Origin of the sequence: Micromonospora chersina, from assembly GCF_900091475.1 — a bacterium.
GTDB classification, from domain to species: Bacteria; Actinomycetota; Actinomycetes; order Mycobacteriales; family Micromonosporaceae; genus Micromonospora; species Micromonospora chersina.
Genome location: NZ_FMIB01000002.1, coordinates 2,569,410 through 2,591,115 on the forward strand (window position 1 = coordinate 2,569,410; position 21,706 = coordinate 2,591,115).

Sequence of the window (21,706 nt, forward strand, 5' to 3'; positions counted from 1 at the left end):
GTCAGCTCTCCTCTCCGAGCCGGAGCACCTCGCCGAGGCGCATCCGACGGTTGTTCAGGGCCTCGACGGCGACGGCGAAGCCGAGGGCCAGCACGGCGAGGCCCAGCACCCCGGCCACCAGGCCGGGTTCGAAACGTGCCCGCACGGCCATCCCGCCGGTGAAGGCGGGCAGGCCGAGCACCGGGGTGAGCAGGAGCGGCAGCAGCGCGCCGACCACCGCGCCGGTGAGCACGGAGACCAGCACCAGCGGGGTCAGCTCCACCAGCAGCAGCCCGCGCCACTGCCGGCGGGACAGGCCCATGGTGCGCAGGCGGGACAGCACCTGCCCCCGGCCGCGCGCCCCGGCCAGGACGGCGAAGGCCAGCGCGAGCAGGCCCAGCACGCCGCCGCCGACCGCGCCGATGGTGAAGCCGAAGACCAGCAGCCCGTTCACCCCGCTGCCGCCCAGTTCGGCGCGGACCGCCGACCGGGTGGTGACCGTGGGCTGGCGGGGTCGCTCCCCGCCGGTGACCGTCCCGGCGCGCTGGTAGCGCTGCTGACCCTCGCCGGCCACGCGGGCCACCGCGGCCGGGTCGACCCGGTCCCCGGCGAGCAGGAAGCCGGTGGGGACGAGCGGGTGCGGGGCGTCCGCCGGGAGAGCCGGCCAGGGCAGCACCACGAACCGGGTCACGTCGCTGTCGACAAGCGGGAACTCGTCGACGGTGCCGGCGGTGCGCAGCGGCAGGCGGTTGCCCTGCACGTCCAGCCAGGCGGGGCGCCGGCCGGCCGCGTCGGCCAGCCCGGCGTCCGCGAACTCGTCGGCGAGCGCCGTCGAGACCAGGGCCGGCAGCGGGGTGGTCCCGTCGGTGGTGGCGCGCATCGGGTCGGGGACGGGCACCGGGACGCCGGCGCGGCCCGCCACCTCGGCGAACCGGGCGAGGTCGACAAGCACCACGCGGGTCTCGCCGATGCCGCCGAACCGGCCGGCCTGGTCGACGTACGGGCGTTGGCCGGGCTCCACCAGCAGCGGGGCGACGGCACGGACGCCGGGCAGCGCGGCCAGCGCGTCGGTGGTGTCCGGGGCGAACCGCTCCCCGTCGACCCGGACGTCGCCCGGCACGGCGCGGGCGGCGGCGCGGTCCCGGCCGTTCTCGATGCCGGCGGCGACCACCCCGCAGAACGCGGCGGTCGCGACGGCCAGCACCACCACGACCAGCGGGCCGGTGGTGGCGGCCCGGCCGGCGCGGGCGGTGCCGAGGAAGGCGACACTGCCCCGGGCCCGGGCGGCGGCCCGGCTGAGCAACCGCAGCGGCCACGGGTACGCGCGCAGCGCGACAAGCGCCGCGGCGACCGCCAGCAGCACCGGCACCGAGACCAGCAGCGGATCCACCGACCCGTCGAGGGTGAGGCCGCGCCGGCGCAGCAGGAACGCGCCGACCGCGGCGACCGCGAGCACTGTCACCTCGAGGGTGAGCCGCACGGCCGGGGACCGGGCGCCGACCAGGTCGGTGCGGCCGCCGCCGCCCCGGCCGGCGGTCAGCGCGGTGAGCGGCGGGACCAGTGTGGCCAGCAGTGCGGCGAGCAGCACCCAGCGCAGGTCGCTCCCCTCGCCGGGGAGCAGCCCGCCGAGCAACCAGCCCACACCGGCCGCGAGGGGCAGCACCAGCAGCGACTCGGCGAGGCCGCGGCCCAGCACCGCGGCGGTCGCCCCGCCCCGGGCGCGCAGCAGCGCGTACTCGCCCTGGCGGCGTCGCGCGGCGAGGCGGGCGGCGAGCAGGATCAGGCCGGCCAGGGTGGCGAGCAGCCCGGCGGCGATGACGGCGAGCAGCGTACGGGCGGCGGCGAGGGACTCGGCGAACTGGCGCAGGGGGATGTCGAAGCCCTGGATCAGGGTGAGCCCGGCGGGGCGGGTCCGCTCCAGTTCGGCGAGCCCGTCGATCAGGGCGGTGAGCTGCCCGGGGGTGACCCGGTCGGCGGCGACCCGGTAGCGCCAGGCGAAGCTGACCGGCCAGCCCGAGGTCGCGGCCGCGTCGACGCCGGCCTCGGAGGTGTAGCCGACGGACAGGAAGGGCTCCCCGTCGCCGGTGGGGGCGGCGACCCGCAACATCGAGGGCAGCGCGTCCCAGATCCCGGCGTGCGGGTCGGTGGGCCGGAACACGCCGACCAGGGCCACCGTGCGGCGCCGCAACGGGTTGCCGTCCTGGTCGAGGACGGACAGGGCGAAGGTGCTGCCGGCGCGGATCCCGAGCGGGCCGGCCACGGTGTCGGCGAGGGCCACCTCGATGGCGTCGCCGGCGTCGCCGCCACCGGCCGGCCAGCGCCCCTCGACCAGGGTGGCCGCCTCGGGCAGCCCGGTCATGGCGCGCAGGCTCAGGTCGTTCAGGCCCTTGTCCGTGCTCAGGGTCGGCCCGGTCAACCGGGAGAAGGCGGTCTGCGCCGCGTACCACCGCTCGCCGATGGTCCGCCGCACGGAGGCGGGCATCCGCGCCTCGATGCTCGCCAGCTCGGCGGCGCGGGTGGCCGCGACCCGGGAGGCGGTCCGGGGCACGATCACCTGCTCGGTGGTGTACGTCAGGTCGCGCCGGGCCACCGGCTGGGCGGCCACGTGCTCCCGTAGCCCCTGCCCGGTGAGCCGGTCGGCGATCCGGGGCACCGCGGTGATCAGCAGCGCGGTGACCAGGGTCAGGACGGCGAGCAGCAGGAAGTGCCCCCCGTACGCCCGGACCCGCCGCGGCGCACCTGACGGACTCATCGTTCTCCCCCGATCCGGAGCTGTGCGGCGGACACCCGACGTCGGATGCCGGTGGTGATGAGGGCGGCGAAGGCGAGCGCGGCCAGCAGCAGCCCGGCGGCGGTCAGCCCGACAGGCGGCCACGGCACGGTGAACACCGCCTCGGGCACCGGCCGACCGGCGGCCGGGGTGAGGATCACCAACGGCACCATGGTGGCCGCGACGCCGGCGCCCACGAGCAGCCCGACGCCGACGCCGATGCCGGCCAGGAACGCCTGCTCGGCGAGGAGGGCGCGGGCCAGCAGCCGGGCGTTCGCACCGAGCGTGTTCAGCACGGCGAACTCGGCGAGCCGGTGCCGGGTGGTGGCCCAGACGTCCACGGCGAGGCCGACCAGGGCGAGCAGCACGGAGCCGAGCGCGGCGGCGAGCAGCCCGGTGCGGGCCCCCCGCCAGTACGGGTCGCGGGCCGCCTCCGCCGCCACCTGGCGCCGGTCGAGCAGCGTGGTGCCGCCCAACCCGGCGAGTCGCTCCGCCGCGGCGGCGTGGCCGCCCGCGTCGGCGCCCAGCCACCACTCGGCCACCGGCCGGATCGTGCCCTGCTGGCGCAGCAGCAGGTTGGTGGCGGCGGGCAGGTCCAGCAGGACGCCGTCGGCGGCGGTGCCGGGCACGGCGGCCACCTGGCCGACCACCTTCACGGGCAGTGACACGCCGGACAGCGGCAGGTCCACGGTGTCGCCGGTGCGGACGTTCAGCGCCGCGGCGGCGCCGGGGGTCACGAGGGCCGGCACGGGCGGGTCGTCCGCGGCGGGCACCACGGCGAACCGGGACGACGGTTGGCGCGCGAACTGGAGGGCGCCGTCCGGCAGGTCGATGCGGTGGATGACGTCGAGCCCGGTGGCGGTGACGCGGGCCGCGCCGCCCGGCCCCTGTGCCGTGGTGATCCGCCAGTTGCCGTCGACCGGCAGCGGCAGTGGCGCGCCGCCGGCGTCGGTGAGCCGGAGCCCGGTGATCTGGAGCTGGTAGGTGAAGCCGACCGCCGCGCCGGCGTCGGACTCGAACCCGGCCAGCCGCAGCGGCGCGCCGCCGGTCTGCGGCAGCGGCACGGCGAAGCGCACCGGACGGTCGTCCGTGGCGACACCCAGCGGCACCCGCCAGGTGGCTCCGCTGTCGGTGGCGAGCAGCGCGGACACGGTCACCTGCGGGTAGTCGAAGGGGGTGTCGACCGGGGCGCGCAGGGTGCCGGCGAGGGTGTGCGCGCCGGCCGGCAGGACCGCCCCGGCGGGCGCCGCCCGCCCCTTGACCAGCCGGTCCAGCAGGGCGGCGGTGGACGCCCCACCGGCCGCGTCGTCGAGGCTGAGGAGCCCGGTGGCCGCCGCGGCGTCGAGGCTCACCACGCTGGCCGGCCGGTCGTCGCGGCCCACCCGGATCTCGTCCCGCCAGGCGGGCAGCACCCGGTCCAGCCCGGCCGTGGCGGCCAACCCGGCGAGCCGGTCCGCGGGCGCGGCGCCGTTCCGCTCGACCAGCCGCAGGTCGGCGCCGACGGTGTGCCGGGCCTGGTCGCGCTGCGACCGTTCCCACGAGGCGACCAGCGACCAGGCCAGGGTGCTGCCGCCGACGGCGAGGGCGAGCAGCAGCACCGGACCCGCGTGCGGCCGGCGCCCGGCCTGCCACATGCCGAACATGGTGGCGGTCCACGGCCGCCGGTCCACGAAGCGTTCCGCGACCCGGGTCGCCGGGGGCAGCAGCCGCAGCGCGATCACGGCGCCGGCCAGCACGCCGATGGTGGGCGCGGCGGCGAGCAGCGGGTCGATGCCGAGCCGCCCGCCGGCCCCGGCCAGCGGCGACGAGTACTGCCGCAGCTGGGTCCAGGCGAGCACGGCCAGCGCGACCAGGGCCAGGTCGACGCTGGCCCGCTGCACGGCCGCGCCGCGGGTGGGGCGGGACCGGGCCGCCATGTCGGCGACGTACGTGCCGGCCCGGCGCAGCGCCGGCAGCACCATGGCGAGCAGGCAGCCGATCGCGGCGGCGACGGCGACCACCCAGATCCGGGCCACCCCGCCGTCGGCCAGCCGCAGGTCCCCGCCGAGCCGGTGCACGGCCTGCCCGGTCAGCGCCGGGGCGAGCAGCACGGCCGGCGCCACCACGAGCGTCGCCTCGCGTACGGCGAGACCGGCGAGCTGGCCGCGGGCGGCCCCGCGGGCGCGCAGCAGCGCGGTCTGCGCCCGGCGGTCCTCGTTGAGCAGCGCGGCGACCAGCACCAGCGCGTACCCGCCGAGGACCACGATGAGCAGCAGCGGGGTGAGCAGGGCGGACCGGCCGACCAGGTCGGCCCGGCCGAGCCGGTCGACCAGGCGGTCGAGCTGGCTGACGGTCTGCGCGGAGGAACCGAGGCCGGTGGCGTCGGGGATCTCCTCGGTGACGGTGGCCACGGCGGCCGTGACCCCGGTCAGCCGGCTCGGTTCGACCACGGCCAGGTCGGGGGCGACCAGCCAGGCGGCCGAGGTCGAGCCCGGGAAGGTACGCGCGAAGTCGGCCGGGTCCAGCGCGAACGGCCCGTACGAGGTGTCCCCGGCGTCGCCCTGGCTCGCGCCGACGCCCGGGGCGAGCCGCCAGTACGCGTCGCCCGGGTCGCGGGGCCGCCAGGTGCCGGCCAGCACCACGGCGCCGGCCCGCTCGGCGCTGCGGTCGTACAGCGGCACCCGCTCACCGACCCGCAGGCCGAGCTGGCTCGCGACCTTCTCGGGGAGGGTCACCTGCAACGGCGTCGCGCCGGGGGTGGGCCACGACCCGCCGGTCAGCTCGGCGTGCGCCGGCAGGTCGGTCAGCATGCCGAGGCTGGCGAACATGGGGTCGTCGTCGGTGCGGGCCGGCCCGAGGTCGCCGGTCAGCTCGCGCCCGGTGCCGTAGCGGGCGGCGGCCACGGTGACGGGCACCCCGCCCAGCCCGCCGGCGAACTGCGCGCGCACCGCCCGGTCCCGGTCGGCGTACGCGGCGGCGTCCTGACCGCCGGAGCCGCTGACCAGCAGGCTGCGCTCCTCGGCCGGCGCGGCGTCGAGCACCGCCCGGGCGCCCGCGTCGACCGCCCGGCGGTTGTAGTCGGAGAGCCCGGTGACCAACGCGACCGCGACCAGGGCCGCGACCGCGGCGGCGAGCAGCAGTCCACGAGCCTCGACCGCCCGCCTCCACACCAGCTTCATCCGACGTCCTCTCCTGGCCCCGGCGGGCCGATGACCAGGAAGACCCGTCGGGGGGCGGGAAAGGTTCGCGCGCGTTACGTGATCGTTATCCGGTGCGGGGCCGGTCGCGGTCCTTGGAGGGCTGCACGCGCTTCGGCTCGCCGGGCATCTTCGGATGGTCCGGGCCTATGCGGATCACTGACCAGGGAAAACACCATCCGACAAGGGGCGGAAGACAGGGAGGTTATCCGGCGAGTCTGACTCGCCAGAAGAGACGGCCCCGGCAGGTGCGCCAACACCTGTGACCCGGGGCCTTGACCGGGAAAGAGGCCCGATCGATGCACAACCCTACCCGCACCCGCCCCGTTGGCGGTGCCGCCGCCGTCAAGCTGGCTCTACTCGACAGCAAGGGCTTGCGGCCGACTGAGCGCCTGGTGCTCGTCGTGATTGCCTCGCACGCCAACGTTGAGACTGGCGACTCGTTCCCGTCGGTTTCGACGATCGCGGAGCACGTAGGCGTCTCCACCCGCACGGTTCAGCGGACGTTGGCGAAGCTGGTTCAGCTTGGCCGCCTGGTCGTCCGCCAGGTGGCGACGATCGCCACCCGGGTTTACCGCCTGGTCGTCGGCCAGCCTGCCGGGCCCGCCGTGTCGGGGGGCGACAGTGAGCGCCAGGGGGCGGCAAACGGGGCCGTTGGGGGCGACATCCCTAGCGTGTCGCCCGAAGTTTCTAAGCCCAAAGAGAAGAACTACCGCGCTGGCGCGCGGGACTGGCGTCGGTTCATCCCCAAGAGCAAAAGCCCCAACCCGCAGCAGCCGAACGGCTGGACTCCCCGTCAGGGTGCCGCCAACCCTCCGGCCCCCGGTGGCGACCGTTGCCAGCGTCCCGGACACGTCGGGCAGCTTGCCGCTCGGTGCATCCCCTGCCGCTCTGAGGCTCTGGCCGGTGGCCGATGAACGCCCGCCGTGTTGCCTCCCTCGCCGGAACCGTTGCCGTCACCGTGATTGCCGCTGTCGGCAGCTACGACCACATGCGGGAACTAGCCCACCGGGCCGGGCAGGGCCCGCTACTGGCGGCCCTGCTGCCGCTGTCCGTAGACGGAATGATCCTGGTTGCCACCCTGGCCCTCAATGACGGTCGCCGCTCCCGGTGGTCCGCCTGGTTGGCGTTCCTGGTGGGCGTAGCCGCTTCCCTGGCCGCCAACGTGATCGTTGCCGACCCTGACCCGGTGGCCCGGGTTGTTTCCGCCTGGCCCGCCGTGGCCCTGCTGCTCACCGTGGAAGTGCTCGCCCGCTCCGGGAAGGATGCCGCCGTAGTTCCGGCGGAAGTTGTTCCCCAGCAACGGGAAACGGCCCCTGAGGGCCCGGGGACTGCCGCGCCTGCCGACACCCGGGAGGAATCCGCGGAGGGCCCCAGCGAGCCTCACAGCGGGTCGCATAGCCCAGAACCTGAGCAGCCCCGCCGGAAGCGTCGTCCGGCGGCGGAAACTCGCCGCCTGGCCGCCGTGATGCTGGCGGAACCGGGAGCCACCCGGGAACGGGTGGCTTCCGCCCTCGGGATCACCCCCCGGAGGCTGCGCCAAGTCCTCAACATGGCGTAGCGCGGAGAAGCGCCAGGAAGAGCCTCAGCGGCAACGCTGGGGCACTTTCTCGCTGGTCGAGAACCGCCGATGTCCGTAGGCTGGGTGATCGCCGTAGTGCTCGTACCGCAAGTGGGGAAGCATGCCGATCAACTACGCCTGGGTTCTGGACGAGTGGAACAAGTTTCTCGACATGACCGAGCGCATCAAGACCAGCGAGGCTGACCCCGACCGCAACGGCTTGGTTAAGAACGTCTACAGCTTCAAAGTTCCAGATGACGAGGTTAAGAAGCAGCTCGCCACGGTTCGGCTCACCTTCCAGAGGGTCTTTGAGAACTGGAAGTGGAGAGGATTCGGGTCGCTGAACGCGCAAGTCAAAACCATGCGCGACGAAATCCACGCATACCTCCCAATGATCGAGCGCAGCGAGGAGATCGAGGCGAACCTCAGCGTCGATGAGCCGGGTCCGCAGATTGCGGCGGATGACCTTCACCCCTGGGTATGGAGCGCGGCAAGGCCGCATTGGGACAGCGGCAACGATCGAGCGGCGATCCATGCCGCAGCGGTCAACATCAACTCCCGCCTCCGTAAGAAGCTGGGCCGGTTCGATGTCTCCGAGAGCAAGGCTCTCCGGGAGGCGTTCAGCCTTGAGGACCCACAGCCAGGCCGTCCGAGATTGCGTCTCTGTACGCCCGACGACCCGGACCACTTCAAGAGCGTTCACGTCGGAGCTGTCAACTTCGGCTGCGGCCTGTTTGCGGGAGTGCGTAACCCTGTCGCGCATCTAACCGACGAGGATCACGACCTGTCGGAGCAGGAGGCGTTGGAGTGCCTCGCAGCCTTCAGCCTGCTCGCTCGCTGGATCGACAGGGCAGAGGTTCAGCAGAAGCCATACGAGGCGGGACCATAGGGCCGGGTGGGCGACCACCCGGCCCCCTGTCGGGCTACTTGAGGACGAGAGCCAGCACGGTGCCGGTGGCGACTAACAGCGCGGCCAGCCCTTGCAGGATCGGCGGCACTGCGTGCATAAGGTCCAACCAGGGCTTTCGCTGCTGGTCGCGGTCCGTTGTGTTGACGCTTTCCTCATCGGGGTCTACGGTCACGTTGGCTCCTTGGAAACACACGTTGACGGCAGGTAGGACTTACTTGATCAGCGTTGAGCCACCAGCAACGCCCGGGCCGCAATCCCGGGCGTTGCTCGCTTCCTGACACAACCTGCTGTCAGGGGTGGCTCACTGCTGCGGTTCATTGCACTGCCAACTTGAGCCGAGGTCAAGTTGGGCCCGCCGTATGTGCACCTTCCCCACCCCGTCGCCGAGCGTTCTAGATAGAACGCGCTGGTCAGCGTAGTTCAGTCAGGCTCAGTGCTGGTCAGTCATAGTCAGTGTTCCGGTCGGAACGACCACCCTTGGACCCCCTTCGCCATCTGCACACTCGGGCGTAACGCCTCCTTCCTCTCCCAGCCGGGGACTACGACAGCTCGCGGAGAGACATTAAGCACCTGGACTCAGCGAATGCAAAGGGGGCCTTCTGCGCCGTGCGGAAACTACTCTCCGAATTGCCTGGTAATTCCTAAGGATTTTCAATAGGGATCCCTATAGGCTTGAGCAAACATCCCTATAGAAACTCCGGGGCGTACAACCGAAAGTATGAGTCGGCCCTCCCCCGCCCGCTGTTCATCATCTGCAAGGGCAGACACGCCGAGCGGTGTGCGCTCAGGCAGGCTGCTACGCAGCGTTACTACAGCCCCTAGCCTCAGACCCTAGCCAATCCCCACTGGTGCCCATCCTGCTCTAGCGGCCGGTTCGCGCATCCACCATCCTTAGGCGATGCCGCCTGCGACCCCGACTCCTCCAGCAACAACGGGCACCTCTCCTACGGTCGGGGCGACGACATCCGTTCCCTCATCGCCGCCTGAACGCCCTCCCGGCACCACCGATACGCCCACGGCCGCCCTCATCGGCCTAGTGGGTGTCGTGGTCGGCGCACTCCTAACCCAGCTCTTCGCGGTTTGGCGGGAAAAGCGGCAGTGGGCCCGACAGGTCGAGCATGATAATCAGCGGTGGGAGCAGGAGCGAGAGGAACGCAAAGAGCAGTGGGCACGTGAAGATGAGTCGCGTTGGCATCAGGAGCGGTTGGCCGCCTATTCCACGCTACTTGGAGCCACCGAACGCTGGATGACAGTAGCGGAAAGGGCCAAGCCGAACGCGCTAGCGGGGAAGGCAACGGTTGCACGGGACGATTTGCGTCAGCTAGAACCCCTAGCCAGAAAGATTCAAGACGCGGAGGTCAACTTACAACTGCTGGCCCCCGATTGGGTTTTGGGCCGCATCCACGGACTCTACTTCCTTGCTGCAACGTACGCGTTGGAGTACGCAGACCTAGGCGACAGGACACCCGAAGAAAATGAATTCAGCGCCGACGAGTTTTTGGAGGCAATCTTCAGGAAGAAGGAGGCAATCCGTGAGTTGATCCGGAAAGACCTCCTGATAGACGCACGAAAGGGTGCCACCACCGAAGAAGGAAAACAGTAAGCCGCGTGTTCGGTGCGCCTGATAGTAGTAACGGAAGATTTCCCAGAGCCGAAGGCCCGGGAATCCACGCAAGGGCCGCCCACCATGCATCCGTACTACCAAGCACAGAAGCGGGTTGAGAAGCACGACCAGGCGTCGTTGTTCGGGTAGTCGCCACTAAGGCCAGAGACAAAAAAGGAGCCGGGCCCGTAGGCCCGGCTCCTTTGTTTCTCCACTAGCTGGCTCAGGTAGCGGAGATGTACTGAACGCTGGTCGCCTCCGCAACGGCCACACCAGCCGCGCGCATGGTCGCCCGGAAAGCGATAACGTCACGGTCAAAGCCGTAATCCTCGCTGACCTTGAGAACAACGTTCGCCCGCAGCCCGAAGAACACCCGCGACGGGTCGCAGACAATCACGGTCTTAGCGGGGAGGTTGCCCGAGACCAGCAGCGGCAGGCCCCAAGCGGTACCGGCCGGAGCCTGAGTGACCGCACCAGCCAGGTATGCGCCAGTCGCGCCACCCTCACGCTCCTTGCGCAGCGCCTTAGCCATGTCAGGGGAAGCCCAGATAACACCTGGGGTGCCGCCGGTCGCCTCGATGGCCGCGTAAGCATCGGCAATGTCGTCCCACTTAACGGCAGTGCCTGCCAGGGTGGTCTTGGCGTTGTTGCCGGTAGCAAGCAGACCCTTGAGGTTGCTGGTGCCATTACCGTTGAACGCCGAGCTGTCAACAGAGCTAGCGATGTTCCGCGCCATGGTGTCCGCCAAGATGCGGCGGAGGTCAAGCGCGGAGTCCATCAGAATCTCATTAGAAGCCTCCTGAATGTCGCCAAACTTGACCGCCGCAAAGTCGAGCCCAGCCCAGTCCGTATCGCCCTTCGGAATGGCGGTGTTCTCAGCCACGACGCCCGGGGCGTTAGTGGCCTTGAGCTGAGGCAGCCGGAAAGTGGCGCTGTCGAACGGCACCACCTGGACGCTGCCACGCAAGAACGTCGAGCTGGCTCGCAGCTTGTCAACCCACGAACCGCTAACCCGCTGGGGGACGGTGTAACCGCCGTCAGTCAGGGACGACTCAACGAGGGTCGCCCGCATCTCCCGCAGCGACGGGAGCAGCGCACGCCACTCCATCTCATCGTCCCGCTTGCGGCTCGACGCCAGGCGGGCCGCCTCAGCGTTCAGGGCCCGGTGCTCAGCCTCAATTGCGGCAGCGTCCCGAACCTCTGCTGGAGCATCCGTCTGCCCCGTCGCGTGGCGCGCGTCCTCGGGCAGCAGCGAATCAATAGCCCGGTTCCGCGACTCCTCAGCCAGTCGCGGATTCTCGGCAATCGCCGCCAGGTTGCGCAGCAAGTTGGCGCGCTGCTCGGGGGTGTCAACCTTTGCCATACGTATTTGCTCCTATCTGTAGGCACGAAAAAAGCCGTCCCGACCGGGACGGCGTAAGTTGGAAAGCTATTCAGTTGTTAGTGCGGACTACTTTCCGCAGTCAACCACGGCGAGGATCAGCAACGCATCCTCGCGGGTAATCCCGATCGTCTGAGCGCCGCCAACGATTAGCTGACGGAATCGGCGCAGAGCCCTATCGGTAGCGTCTACAGGCTGGCCGCATTCGTGGCACTCATGCGCTCCGGTGGTCACTACACAGCCAGAGCGTCAACAGCGGCAACCGCAATCAGCGCGTACACCTCGGCCCAATTCGACTTACCGGCGTCAAGCGCCGTCTCAGCCAGCCGATAGAACACATCCGCCATACAGTCAAGTTCCGCCGCGTCCAGCTCCCGGAACGCGGTAACAAGCTTCTCCACTAGTTCTCCCCCTTCCCCAGGAACACGAAAAGGGCCCCCAGCCGTAGCCGGGGGCCCCTCATGCTGTTTGCCCAAACAGTGGCTCTCACACCACCTATCACGTTTTAATCCGTCAAGCGCGGGCCCTCATGCGACCAGCCATCCGGGAAAGCTGCCAGGAAGTCCAGCAATTCCGGGGTGGCCCGCAAGACACCTCGGGTCCACAAACCCGTCTTAGCCCGGCGACGCTGAACAGGGGCACCCGCCCGTCGGGCCCGCTGGTTATCCGTCTCCCGGATTTCCCGACAAGCGGCAGAACAAAGCTCAACCGGGCGGCCCCGCTTAGGGGTGCCGCCGTCGAACCGACGGGAACACACCAGGCAATTCCGGTACCGCTGGTTGCGGTTCCGGGACCGCTGCCATTCATGCCGACGCTGCCTCACCACAGCCTCACGGGTCCGCAAAGCGTCCAGCCACTCCGGGCACACCTCAGCGTCTAGCGGGTGCCCTACCTGGTGAGTGCTGCACCAGCGGTACGCCTTACGGCTCACCGGCCCACCTCGTCCAGCAGCCGTCGCCACTCCCGGCGCGTCTCGTCCTGGTCCGTGTGCAGCTCCCACGCATCGAGCCAGGCGTCTAGATAGCTGTCGTAAACCTGGCCCCACGGGGCCCGGTACGGAAGGTCAGAAAGGTCGTTGGGGTCCGTAGTCCACTCCGGCGCTTCCGCCTGGTCCCCGGCTACACCAGCCCTACTGTGGCGGACAGGAACCCTCCCGGCTTTCCTCGCCCGGTAGGCGGCTTGCCGGTCGGCCCGTCGCCTCCGCTCGCATTCCTCACGACCACACGTAGCCTTGCTATTCCCACGATGGGTACGGGCCAGGGCCCGACCACAAGAGCACTTCACAGCGTCTCCCCTCTCAATGCGTTAGGCGCGTGCTATACGCGTCGTTACGGGCGTGCCTTCGTTTGCGCTGCTCAGGGCATAGAAAGAGGCCGGACATGCCGGCCGTGTAGACAAGCGTTATGCGCGTGCAAATCCCCCTAGGAACGGGGGAATCAAGGAGAGGGCCAGAAAGTTTCAGAGGGCCCCCACAGCCACTTGAACCGTTAGAGCGGCTGTGTGGCACTCAGGGCCCTTAGATGGGCCCTCTAGTGAATGGTGGGTCCGTATGGATTGGGCCGTGGGCCCGGAGGCTTGCTGCCGTAGCGCCGGCTGTTAGCGATCCTCGCCCCTTGCCGTGCAGAGCAGGGCCCACAGTGCGGACGCCAGTTGCCTACGTTCATCAACAGATCAGGGCGGACACTCACCGGGATAGCGTGGTCAACGTGGGTCGCTGGTGCGCCGCACTCATGGCACCTCGGGTTGTCAGCCAGGAAAGCTGACTTCATACGCTTAGCCCTGGTGCTGTACCACTCCGGCGGATGGCTTCGGTTGTTCGCGTACGGCCGTTGTGCCTTTGCGAACGGTTGAGGCTTGCAACCCTGGCACCGTGACCCGGTGCCCATTGGGATAAGCCGCTTGCAGCGAGTGCAGGTTGAGAAAGACAGTGGTTACCTCCAAGATCAACGCGAAACACATACTCTGTTCGGCCTTTGCGGTTGAGTTGTAGGGGGTTGTGAGTAGGGCAACCTTCAAGGGTTGCCCTTTCCCCTTGGTGGGTATAAACCTTCCCGTAGTTCAACGTAGGGAAGGTGTTAGTCCGAGGCTCCGTCTGAACTACGCCCGGCAAACGACAGTGACAATGACAGTCACAGAGACAGTGACAGTCATAGGGACAGTCACAGGAACAGAGACAGATATAGGTACTCCGCAAGTCGGTCACAGACAGCGACGCCGCGGCTTACTCTCTGCTTAACGGGTCAAGCTAGCTCAGCCAAGGATCAACGCTGCCGACCCCGGCGGGAACAGCCGCCGGCTCGTCGTTCGCCATGGCGTACGGGTCGTTTACACGCCACGTCGCAGCGGTGCCCCCGCCGCCAGCTCCACCCCGGGAACCAGCGTTACCAACCCGCACCAGCCACCCAAGCTCACGCGCCGCCGTGATGAGATCCTGAGCGGTCCGCGTACTCACACCCATAGCGTCAGCTACCCGGCCGTACGTCGGGCGGATACCGGCACCCCACGTTCCGTGAAGCGAAAACCGCATGATGAAAAGTTTGAAGTTCGCCCAGGTCTCTTCGGTCGCTACGTGATACCGCCGGGCAACCTCCGCCGCCTGGCCGTCGCACGGCAACGGTTCCTCAAGTAGGGCCCTCTGCCAATCGAGATAAGTAGCCGCCTGCTGGCTCCGTTCTTGCGAATACGCCATACGTCCTACCGTCCTTCCGCCCTTAGCTTTCCCAGTTGCGACGGCCCCGGCCGTCATCCGGCAGAGCGCCCCCCCCCCCCCCCGGCGCATTTCAATGCGCTTCAAAGCATTACCCTCTTCAACGGCGATCACCAGCCGCGCCAGCAGGGCAATAAGCTTACGGGTCATACCCAGCTTCCTTCCTTTGGGCAGAGTTCAACCCCGACCGTTTAAACGCGATAATCAGCCCCGACCGGGGCCGCCGGTAATTCTGTCAGGCGCTGTAACACCCGCTCGGATATTCTGCCATCACCAACAGGGCAGCTAGCCGTCCGCGTTACTCGGTAATCCTATGATCGCGAACAGGGCACCCCCGCGGCCGTCACTGTTCGTACCCGCTTGCGGACACAGCCCGTGACTTTTGGCAGGAGGAACCCGGCAGGCTGACCCTCACGGGGACAACTAGCCGGGGCCGTTAGCCGCTGTGCGGCCCTCTCAGGCCGCTAAATGAGATCGCCTAGGGCCAACCTACGGTGCGAGTCCTGAGCCCGGGCTACCGCAGTAGACCGGGCGTACACAGACAGCATCGCGTCCGAGCGCCAGCCCGCGAGCTGCATCAGGTCGCGCTCCTGGCCGCCGTTGGCGAGCCAGCGATGGGCGAACGTGTGGCGGAAGGCATGCGGGTGCAGGTCCGGCACCTGAGCGGCCCTGCCCAAAAGCTCCAGCCGCCAACGCACCCCGTCAGCCGATAGCGGCCCCCGCTCCCCCAACAGCAACTTGTCACCACGGCCCGCGTACGGGTGGGCTGAACGGACCCGCAGGTAGCGATCGATCGCCTGGCCCGTCCGGGCCCCGTAGGGAACGATCCGGGGACGGCTCCCCTTGCCCGTTACGTAAAGCAACTCCTGATCCAAGTTGAGGGAGTCAGCGACGGTCAGCGACACCAACTCAGAAACCCGCAGGCCGCAATCGGTCAGCAGACGAATGATGACCTCATCGCGTCGGCCGTCGAAAATGCGTCGGTCAAAGACGCCAGCACGACCACGCGCCACGGCGCATTGTTTGAGTAGCCGGATCAATTCCTCATCGGTCAAGACGCGCACCGGCTTATCAAGCCGGGCGGGCATCTCCACACCCTCCGTCGGAGCCTTGTCTAGCTCCCCCTCAGCCACCAGCCACCGCGCAAACCGGCGCATTCCGCGTAGCCGGGTCCGCACCGTCTCGACGTCCACCCGCTCCGACAGGTCAGCCAGCCACGCGGACACCGCGTGCCGGTGGAGTTGGTCAAGGGTGGTGGGGCGGCCCTGAGCCGCCAGCCAGTCACAGAAAAACCGGATCGACTGGCCGTAGAGGGTCAGGGTTCGGTCAGCCTTCCCGGCGGCCCGCAGGTGCCGACGGAAGGAGGCAGCAAGGTCGCTGATCTCAGGGGACATGGCCGGGTAGATTATCCGGCGAGTCGCGGTTAAGCTACCCCGGCTCCCGCCCTTTGGGGCGGTGTTTTACCTGGTCCGGTCGCGGTCCTTGGAGGGCTGCACCCGCTTGGGCTCGCCGGGCATCTTCGGGTATTCCGGCGGGTAGGGCATGTCGCCCTGACCGGCCGCGGCGTCCCGCTCGGCCCACTCCAGCAGCGGGGTGATGTCCCACGGGGCGTCGTCGATGCCGGCGTGCGGGTCGCCCCGCTCCGCGAACCGGGCCGGCACGCTGCCCAGGTGGAAGTCGTCCGGGTCGACCTCGGTCAGCTCGTCCCAGTCGACGGGGGTGGACACGGTGGCCCGCCCGTTGGCCCGCAGCGAGTAGGCGCAGGCGATGGTGCGGTCGCGGGCCATCTGGTTGAAGTCGACGAAGACCCGGCTGCCCCGCTCCTCCTTCCACCAGGCGGTGGTGACCAGTTCGGGGCGGCGCCGTTCCAGCTCCCGGGCCAGGGCGATGGTGGCCCGGCGCACCTCGACGAACGTCCAGCGCGGCTGGATGCGCAGGTAGACGTGCAGGCCCCGGCCGCCGGAGGTCTTCGGCCAGCCGGTCACACCCAGCTCGCCCAGGAGCCCGCGCAGCTCACCGGCGGCGGTGACCGCGTGGGTGAAGTCGGTGCCCGGCTGCGGGTCGAGGTCGATGCGCAGCTCGTCGGGGCGGTCGACGTCGGCGGCGCGCACCGGCCACGGGTGGAAGACCACAGTGCCCATCTGGGCGGCCCAGGCCACGTGCGCCAGGTCGGCGGGGCACAGCTCGGCGGCCTTCCGGCCGCTGGGGAAGCTGATCTCCGCGGTCGTCACCCACGGGGGTACGCCCCGGGCGGGCACCCGCTTCTGGAAGAACGCCTCCCCCTCGATGCCCTCGGGGAAGCGCTGGAGGGTGGTGGGCCGGTCGCGCAGGGCCCGCATGATCCCCTCGCCCACCGACAGGTAGTAGTGGAAGACGTCCGCCTTGGTGAAGCCGCGCTGCGGGAAGATCACCCGGTCGGGGCTGCTCAGCCGGACGGTATGCCCGGCGACCTCGATCTCCTCGACTGCGGCCTTGCTGCCAGCCATTGGGCGACCCTATGCGATGCCACCGACGGCCGACGTACCGTTGACCGGTGAGTCTTACCGACAATGAACTGCCCCGCACCGAGGACGAGTGGCGGGTCCGGCTGAGCCCGGAGGAGTTCCGGGTGCTCCGCGAGGCCGGCACCGAACGCCCCTGGACCGGCGAGTACGTCGACACCAAGACCCCCGGCGTCTACCACTGCCGGGCCTGCGGGGCGGAGCTGTTCCGCAGCGAGGACAAGTTCGACTCGCACTGCGGGTGGCCGAGCTTCGACGACGCCATCCCGGGCGCGGTCAAGGAGATCCCCGACAACACGCTCGGGATGCGGCGGGTGGAGATCCGCTGCGCCCGTTGCGACAGCCACCTGGGCCACGTCTTCGAGGGCGAGGGCTTCACCCCGAAGGACACCCGGCACTGCGTGAACTCGATCTCGGTCCGGCTGGAGCCGCGACAGGGCTGACGGCACTCGGCCGCCGGCCCAGGGGCTGACGGAGGGACGCCGCCGGCCGGTCAGAGCAGCAGGCGGCTGCCCTGCTCGTCGACCGCGTCGGCGGCCTCGTCGTCCAGCCAGACGCCGCCGGTGGCGAGGTAGCGAAAGCGGTGCTCCCCCGGGCCGAGCCGCACGGTCACCGTCCGGGTGCCGTCGCGGCGGGCGACCAGTTCGTGCCGGCCGGGCTGCCAGTCGTTGAAGCAGCCGACCACGCTGACCGTGCCGGGCGGGGTGTCCCGGGGCAGGCAGAAGGTGACCCGGGTCTGGTTGCCGAAAAGCTTGTTGCGCTTGATCAAGGGGTTCCTCCGAGGTTCGAGGCGGTCACCGGGTCTAACGCGCGACACGCCGGAGGCGACTCGCCGTCGAGCCGGATCAGGTTCGCCGGTTTCGGTTGCCGGGGTGTGTCCGCTGACCGACCCTGGGATGACGGGTCCGTTTTCGGGGGGTTTCGTATGGCTACCTGTGAGGTCTGCGGCAACGACTACTGGATGGCGTTCGAGGTGCGCACGGTCAACGGGGCCACGCACACCTTCGACTCCTTCGAGTGCGCCATCCAGAAGATGGCGCCGATCTGCGAGCACTGCCAGACGAAGATCGTCGGGCACGGCGTCGAGGTCTCCGGCCGGTTCTTCTGCTGCGCCCACTGCGCCCGCGCCGTCGAGGGCGCCCAGGGTGCCGAGGTCCGCGACGCGGTCGGCGCCCGCCCCGCCTGAGGGCCTCAAGCGGCGGGCCTACCATCGCGGGATGCCTGTCGAGTCCCACCTGGCCAGCTTCGCCGAGCTGGACGCGCGCACCTTCCACGACCTGCTCCGGCTGCGCATCGACGTGTTCGTCGTCGAACAGTCCTGCCCGTACCCGGAGCTGGACGGCCGGGACGTCGAACCCGGCACCCGGCACCTCTGGCTGACCCGGGACGGCGACGTGGTGGCGTACCTGCGAATCCTGGCCGACCCGGACGGCACCGCGCGGATCGGCCGGGTCGTGGTGGCGCCGGCGGCCCGCGGCGCGGGCCTGGCCGGCGCGCTGATGCGGGAGGCCCTCGCCGTGGTGGGCGACGGCCCATGCGTGCTGGAGGCGCAGACCCACCTGGTCGACTTCTACGCCGGCCACGGCTTCGCGGTCAGCGGCCCCGGCTACGTCGAGGACGGGATCCCGCACACCCCGATGCGGCGGGAGGGCCGCCCCGCCGCCTGAGCAGACATTGACGGATACCGCTTTCCTGTGGCAGCGTGCCAGGCGGAGCCGCCACACGAGCCGCGGGAGGGGGCAACTCCCGCACCGTCCGGGCGTCGTACACCGACATCCCCACCCCGGAGGCTTCCATGTCCACTCCGCACCGCCGCCGCGCCCCGCTCGTGGCGGCGATCCTCAGCGTCTGCGCGGTCGTCGCGGCGCTGCTCACCACCGCGCTGTCCGGCCCGGCCTCGGCGCACGGGTCGGTGGTCGACCCGGCGTCGCGCAACTACGGCTGCTGGCAGCGCTGGGGCGGCGACTTCCAGAACCCGGCGATGGCCACCCAGGACCCGATGTGCTGGCAAGCCTGGCAGGCCGACCCGAACGCCATGTGGAACTGGAACGGCCTGTTCCGGGAGGGCGTCGCCGGCAACCACCAGGCGGCCATCCCGGACGGCCAGCTGTGCAGCGCCGGGCACACCGCCAGCGGGCGCTACAACGCCCTCGACGCGGTCGGCGCCTGGAAGACCGCGCCGGTGACCAGCAACTTCCGGATCAAGCTGTACGACCAGGCCAGCCACGGCGCCGACTACATCCGGGTGTACGTGTCGAAGCAGGGCTACAACGCGCTGACCACGCCGCTGCGCTGGAGCGACCTGGAGCTGGTCGGCCAGATCGGCAACACCCCGGCCAGCCAGTGGACGCCCGAGTCGCAGGGCGTGTCGATCCAGGTGCCGGCGAACGCGCCGGGCCGCACCGGCCGGCACGTCGTCTACACCATCTGGCAGGCCAGCCACCTGGACCAGTCGTACTACCTGTGCAGCGACGTGGACTTCGGCGGCGGCTCGACCACGCCGCCCACCACGCCGCCGCCGACCACCACCCCGCCCACCACGCCGCCCCCGACCACCACGCCGCCGACCACGCCGCCTCCGACGACGCCGAACCCGGCCGGGGCGTGCACGGCGACGTACCGGATCACCGGGCAGTGGGGCGGCGGCTTCCAGGCCGAGGTGCAGGTGACCAACGGCGGGTCGCCGGTCCGCGGCTGGTCGGTGAGCTGGAACTACGCCAACGGCCAGCAGGTCAGCTCGGCGTGGAACGCCACGGTGAGCACCAGCGGAACGCTTGTCACCGCACGCAACGTGGCCTACAACGGCACCCTCGCCGCCGGGGCGAGCACCACGTTCGGTTTCGTCGGCTCGTGGAGCGGGAGCAACCCGGCGCCCGGGATCCTCTCCTGCACGACTGTCGCCTGACCGCCGTCCGGCCGGGGTCGCGTACGCGACCCCGGCCGGGCGCGGCTCAGACCAGGCAGGTGACGAAGTCGGCGATCGAGCGGCGGCGGCCCGTGTAGAACGGGATCTCCTCGCGCACGTGCCGGCGGGCCCGGGAGGCCCGCAGGTCCCGCATGAGGTCGACGATCCGGTGCAGCTCGTCGGCCTCGAAGGCGAGCATCCACTCGTAGTCGCCCAGCGCGAACGAGGCCACCGTGTTGGCCCGCACGTCGGGGTAGCCGCGCGCCATCTTGCCGTGCTCGGCCAGCAGCTCCCGCCGCTCGGCGTCGGGCAGCAGGTACCACTCGTACGACCGGACGAACGGGTAGACGCAGAGGTAGGCGCGCGGCTCCTCGTCGGCCAGGAACGCCGGGATGTGGCTCTTGTTGAACTCGGCCGGCCGGTGCAGCGCCATCTGCGACCAGACCGGGGTCAGCGCCCGGCCCAGGGTGGTGCGCCGGAACCGCAGGTACGCGTCCTGGAGCGCGTCGCTGGAGGACGAGTGCCACCAGATCATCAGGTCCGCGTCGGCGCGCAGGCCGGCCACGTCGTACGTGCCGCGGATGGTGACGTCCTTGCCGGCCAGCTCCTCGAAGAGCGACTCGACCTCGGCGACGACGTTCTCGCGCAGCGACGGGAGGGGGCTGGTGGCCCGGTAGACGGACCACATGGTGTAGCGGATGGTCTCGTTGAGCTCCCGCAGCCGGGCCGCGTTGGTCTGCTCCGTCATGCTGCCGATCCTCCCAGTGCAGTGATGATCTCTTCGGCCGCCGTCTCGCCGGAGCGGACGCAGACCGGGATGCCGACGCCGTCGTAGCCGGCCCCGGCCAGGGCCAGCGTCGGGTGGGCGGCGCGCAGCGCCGTCCGGGCCGCCGCCACCCGGCCGAGGTGCCCCGGCGTGTACTGCGGCAGGGCGCCACCCCACCGCTGCACGTGCCGGGCCACGGGGGTCGGCAGCGGCGTGCCGAGCACCTTCGACAGCTCCCGGTGCACGGTGGCGACCAGGTCGTCGTCGGTGAGCTGGAGCGAGGTCTCGTCGCCGTACCGGCCGACCGAGGCGCGGACCAGGGCGAGCCCGTCGGGCCGGCGCAGGTGACCCCACTTGGTGGTGAAGAACGTGGACGCCTTGATCAGCAGCCCCTCGGTGGCCGGCACCAGGAAGCCGGACAGCTCCGGCAACTCCGGCTCGGGCAGGGCCATGGTGACCAGCGCGACGCTGGCGTAGTCCAGCCCGCCGACGGCCGTCGCGACCTCCGGGGCCGGGCCGGCGAGCAGCCGGGCGGCCGGGCGCGCCGGCACGGCGAGCAGCACGGCGTCGGCCTCGACTTGCGACGACTCCAGCTCGGCGCGTCTGCCGCCGCGCCGCGACCTGGAGCCGTCGTCCGGATCCCGGGTGGGACCGACGGTGAGGCGCCAGCCGGTCGGGGTGGGACGCAGCTCGCGCACTGCGGCGTCCCGGCGGATCGTCGCCCCGCTCTCCCGCGCCGCCGCCTCGACCAGGGTGCTCAGCCCGCCGGCCAGGGTGCCGAAGACCGGTGCGCCCGGGGCGCGGGGTGCGGCGGCCTGCGCGGCGCGGACCGCACCGACCAGGGTGTGCTCGACGCGGGCCGCCCGGGCCAGCGCCGGCATGGTGGTGACCAGCGACAGGTCGTCGGCCCGGCCCGCGTAGACGCCGCCGAGCATCGGGTCGACCAGCCGGTCCACCACCTCGTCGCCGAGCCGGTCGCGCACCAGCGCGCCGACCGACACGTCGGCGTCCGCCGGGAGCAGCGGCGCGCCGCCGTCCCGGTCGGCCGCCGCGGCCGGCCGCGCCACCGCCGCCACCTTGTCCAGATCCCCGGGTACGCCCACCAGGGTGCCGCCCGGGACCGGGCGCAGCCCGCCGTCGACCACCAGGGCGGCCTGCCCGACGGTGGGGTGCACGATCGACCCGGCCAGGCCGAGCCGGCGGATCAGGCTCACCGCGGCCGACTCCCCGCCGGCCGGGTCACGCATGAGGAACGACTCGGCGCCGAACTCGACCGGGCCGCCGGCCAGCTCACCGGTGCGCAGCTTGCCGCCGAGGCGGCCGGACTGCTCGTACACGGTGATCTCGGTGCCGGTGGGGGCGCGGTCGCGCAACCGGACGGCGGCGGCCAGCCCGGTGATCCCGCCACCGACGATCGCCACCCGCCACGGTCGCGCCATGGTCGTCC

The 21,706-nt window shown here is 70.7% G+C and carries 18 protein-coding genes; 8 read left to right on the forward strand and 10 right to left on the reverse strand.

What is annotated here, in order from left to right:
• Position 1: 1 nt before the first annotated feature.
• Both GA0070603_RS11685 and GA0070603_RS11690 read right to left on the reverse strand, forming a co-directional pair.
• Positions 2-2,731: an FtsX-like permease family protein gene (locus GA0070603_RS11685; protein ID WP_091311669.1), complete on the reverse strand. Its 2,730-nt coding sequence runs from the start codon at positions 2,729-2,731 to the stop codon at positions 2-4.
• The gene (locus GA0070603_RS11690; protein ID WP_091311672.1) at positions 2,728-5,907 is read right to left on the reverse strand and encodes an FtsX-like permease family protein; all 3,180 of its coding nucleotides are present in this window, start codon (positions 5,905-5,907) and stop codon (positions 2,728-2,730) included. Before GA0070603_RS11690 ends, GA0070603_RS11685 begins: the two co-directional genes overlap by 4 nt.
• Positions 5,908-6,224: 317 nt before the next feature.
• Between GA0070603_RS11690 and GA0070603_RS11695 the strand changes: the two genes are divergently transcribed.
• The 3 genes from GA0070603_RS11695 (at position 6,225) to GA0070603_RS11705 (ending at position 8,375) form a co-directional block, all read left to right on the forward strand.
• Complete coding sequence (locus GA0070603_RS11695) at positions 6,225-6,842, forward strand: helix-turn-helix domain-containing protein (protein WP_091311675.1); 618 nt, start codon at positions 6,225-6,227, stop codon at positions 6,840-6,842.
• Complete coding sequence (locus GA0070603_RS11700; RefSeq protein WP_091311678.1) at positions 6,839-7,486, forward strand: DUF2637 domain-containing protein; 648 nt, start codon at positions 6,839-6,841, stop codon at positions 7,484-7,486. The genes GA0070603_RS11695 and GA0070603_RS11700 overlap by 4 nt, the downstream gene beginning before the upstream one ends.
• Before the next feature lie 121 nt (positions 7,487-7,607).
• A complete protein-coding gene (locus GA0070603_RS11705) occupies positions 7,608-8,375 on the forward strand; it encodes a TIGR02391 family protein (RefSeq protein WP_091311681.1) in 768 nt (255 codons plus the stop codon).
• 34 nt (positions 8,376-8,409) lie between these two features.
• On the opposite strand, the gene GA0070603_RS31475 is transcribed toward GA0070603_RS11705, so the two are convergent.
• Positions 8,410-8,568, reverse strand: coding sequence for a hypothetical protein (locus GA0070603_RS31475; protein WP_167544538.1), 159 nt, complete (start codon positions 8,566-8,568; stop codon positions 8,410-8,412).
• A gap of 726 nt (positions 8,569-9,294) precedes the next feature.
• Here GA0070603_RS31475 and GA0070603_RS31210 point away from each other — a divergent pair.
• A complete protein-coding gene (locus GA0070603_RS31210) occupies positions 9,295-9,999 on the forward strand; it encodes a hypothetical protein (protein WP_139131865.1) in 705 nt (234 codons plus the stop codon).
• Between the two features lie 223 nt (positions 10,000-10,222).
• Here GA0070603_RS31210 and GA0070603_RS11715 read toward each other — a convergent pair whose 3' ends face one another.
• The 4 genes from GA0070603_RS11715 to ligD form a co-directional block, all read right to left on the reverse strand.
• Positions 10,223-11,362, reverse strand: a complete 1,140-nt coding sequence (locus GA0070603_RS11715) for a phage major capsid protein (RefSeq protein ID WP_091311689.1) — start codon at positions 11,360-11,362, stop codon at positions 10,223-10,225.
• 251 nt (positions 11,363-11,613) lie between these two features.
• Entirely contained in the window at positions 11,614-11,781 is a 168-nt protein-coding gene (locus GA0070603_RS31480) for a hypothetical protein (RefSeq protein WP_167544539.1), read from the reverse strand.
• A gap of 2,770 nt (positions 11,782-14,551) precedes the next feature.
• The gene (locus GA0070603_RS11720; RefSeq protein WP_091311693.1) at positions 14,552-15,481 is read right to left on the reverse strand and encodes a tyrosine-type recombinase/integrase; all 930 of its coding nucleotides are present in this window, start codon (positions 15,479-15,481) and stop codon (positions 14,552-14,554) included.
• Positions 15,482-15,547: 66 nt separating this feature from the next.
• Positions 15,548-16,573: a non-homologous end-joining DNA ligase gene (gene ligD / locus GA0070603_RS11725; RefSeq protein ID WP_091311696.1), complete on the reverse strand. Its 1,026-nt coding sequence runs from the start codon at positions 16,571-16,573 to the stop codon at positions 15,548-15,550.
• 47 nt (positions 16,574-16,620) lie between these two features.
• On the opposite strand from ligD, the gene msrB reads away from it, so the two are divergent.
• A complete protein-coding gene (gene msrB, locus GA0070603_RS11730; RefSeq protein WP_091311700.1) occupies positions 16,621-17,031 on the forward strand; it encodes a peptide-methionine (R)-S-oxide reductase MsrB in 411 nt (136 codons plus the stop codon).
• Positions 17,032-17,081: 50 nt separating this feature from the next.
• Here the strand turns inward: msrB and GA0070603_RS11735 are convergent, their stop codons facing one another.
• Positions 17,082-17,357: an isoamylase early set domain-containing protein gene (locus GA0070603_RS11735; RefSeq protein WP_091311703.1), complete on the reverse strand. Its 276-nt coding sequence runs from the start codon at positions 17,355-17,357 to the stop codon at positions 17,082-17,084.
• 156 nt (positions 17,358-17,513) lie between these two features.
• Here GA0070603_RS11735 and GA0070603_RS11740 point away from each other — a divergent pair, with 156 nt between their 5' ends.
• The 3 genes from GA0070603_RS11740 to GA0070603_RS11750 all read left to right on the forward strand — a co-directional run bounded on the left by GA0070603_RS11740 (position 17,514) and on the right by GA0070603_RS11750 (position 19,493).
• Positions 17,514-17,774, forward strand: coding sequence for a metallothionein (locus GA0070603_RS11740; RefSeq protein WP_091311707.1), 261 nt, complete (start codon positions 17,514-17,516; stop codon positions 17,772-17,774).
• Between the two features lie 31 nt (positions 17,775-17,805).
• Entirely contained in the window at positions 17,806-18,255 is a 450-nt protein-coding gene (locus tag GA0070603_RS11745) for a GNAT family N-acetyltransferase (RefSeq protein WP_091311711.1), read from the forward strand.
• Positions 18,256-18,383: 128 nt separating this feature from the next.
• Positions 18,384-19,493: a lytic polysaccharide monooxygenase auxiliary activity family 9 protein gene (locus GA0070603_RS11750; RefSeq protein ID WP_091311714.1), complete on the forward strand. Its 1,110-nt coding sequence runs from the start codon at positions 18,384-18,386 to the stop codon at positions 19,491-19,493.
• Positions 19,494-19,539: 46 nt separating this feature from the next.
• On the opposite strand, the gene hemQ is transcribed toward GA0070603_RS11750, so the two are convergent.
• A complete protein-coding gene (gene hemQ / locus GA0070603_RS11755) occupies positions 19,540-20,241 on the reverse strand; it encodes a hydrogen peroxide-dependent heme synthase (protein ID WP_091311718.1) in 702 nt (233 codons plus the stop codon).
• Positions 20,238-21,698, reverse strand: a complete 1,461-nt coding sequence (hemG, locus tag GA0070603_RS11760) for a protoporphyrinogen oxidase (RefSeq protein WP_091311722.1) — start codon at positions 21,696-21,698, stop codon at positions 20,238-20,240. Before hemG ends, hemQ begins: the two co-directional genes overlap by 4 nt.
• Positions 21,699-21,706 lie beyond the last annotated feature (8 nt).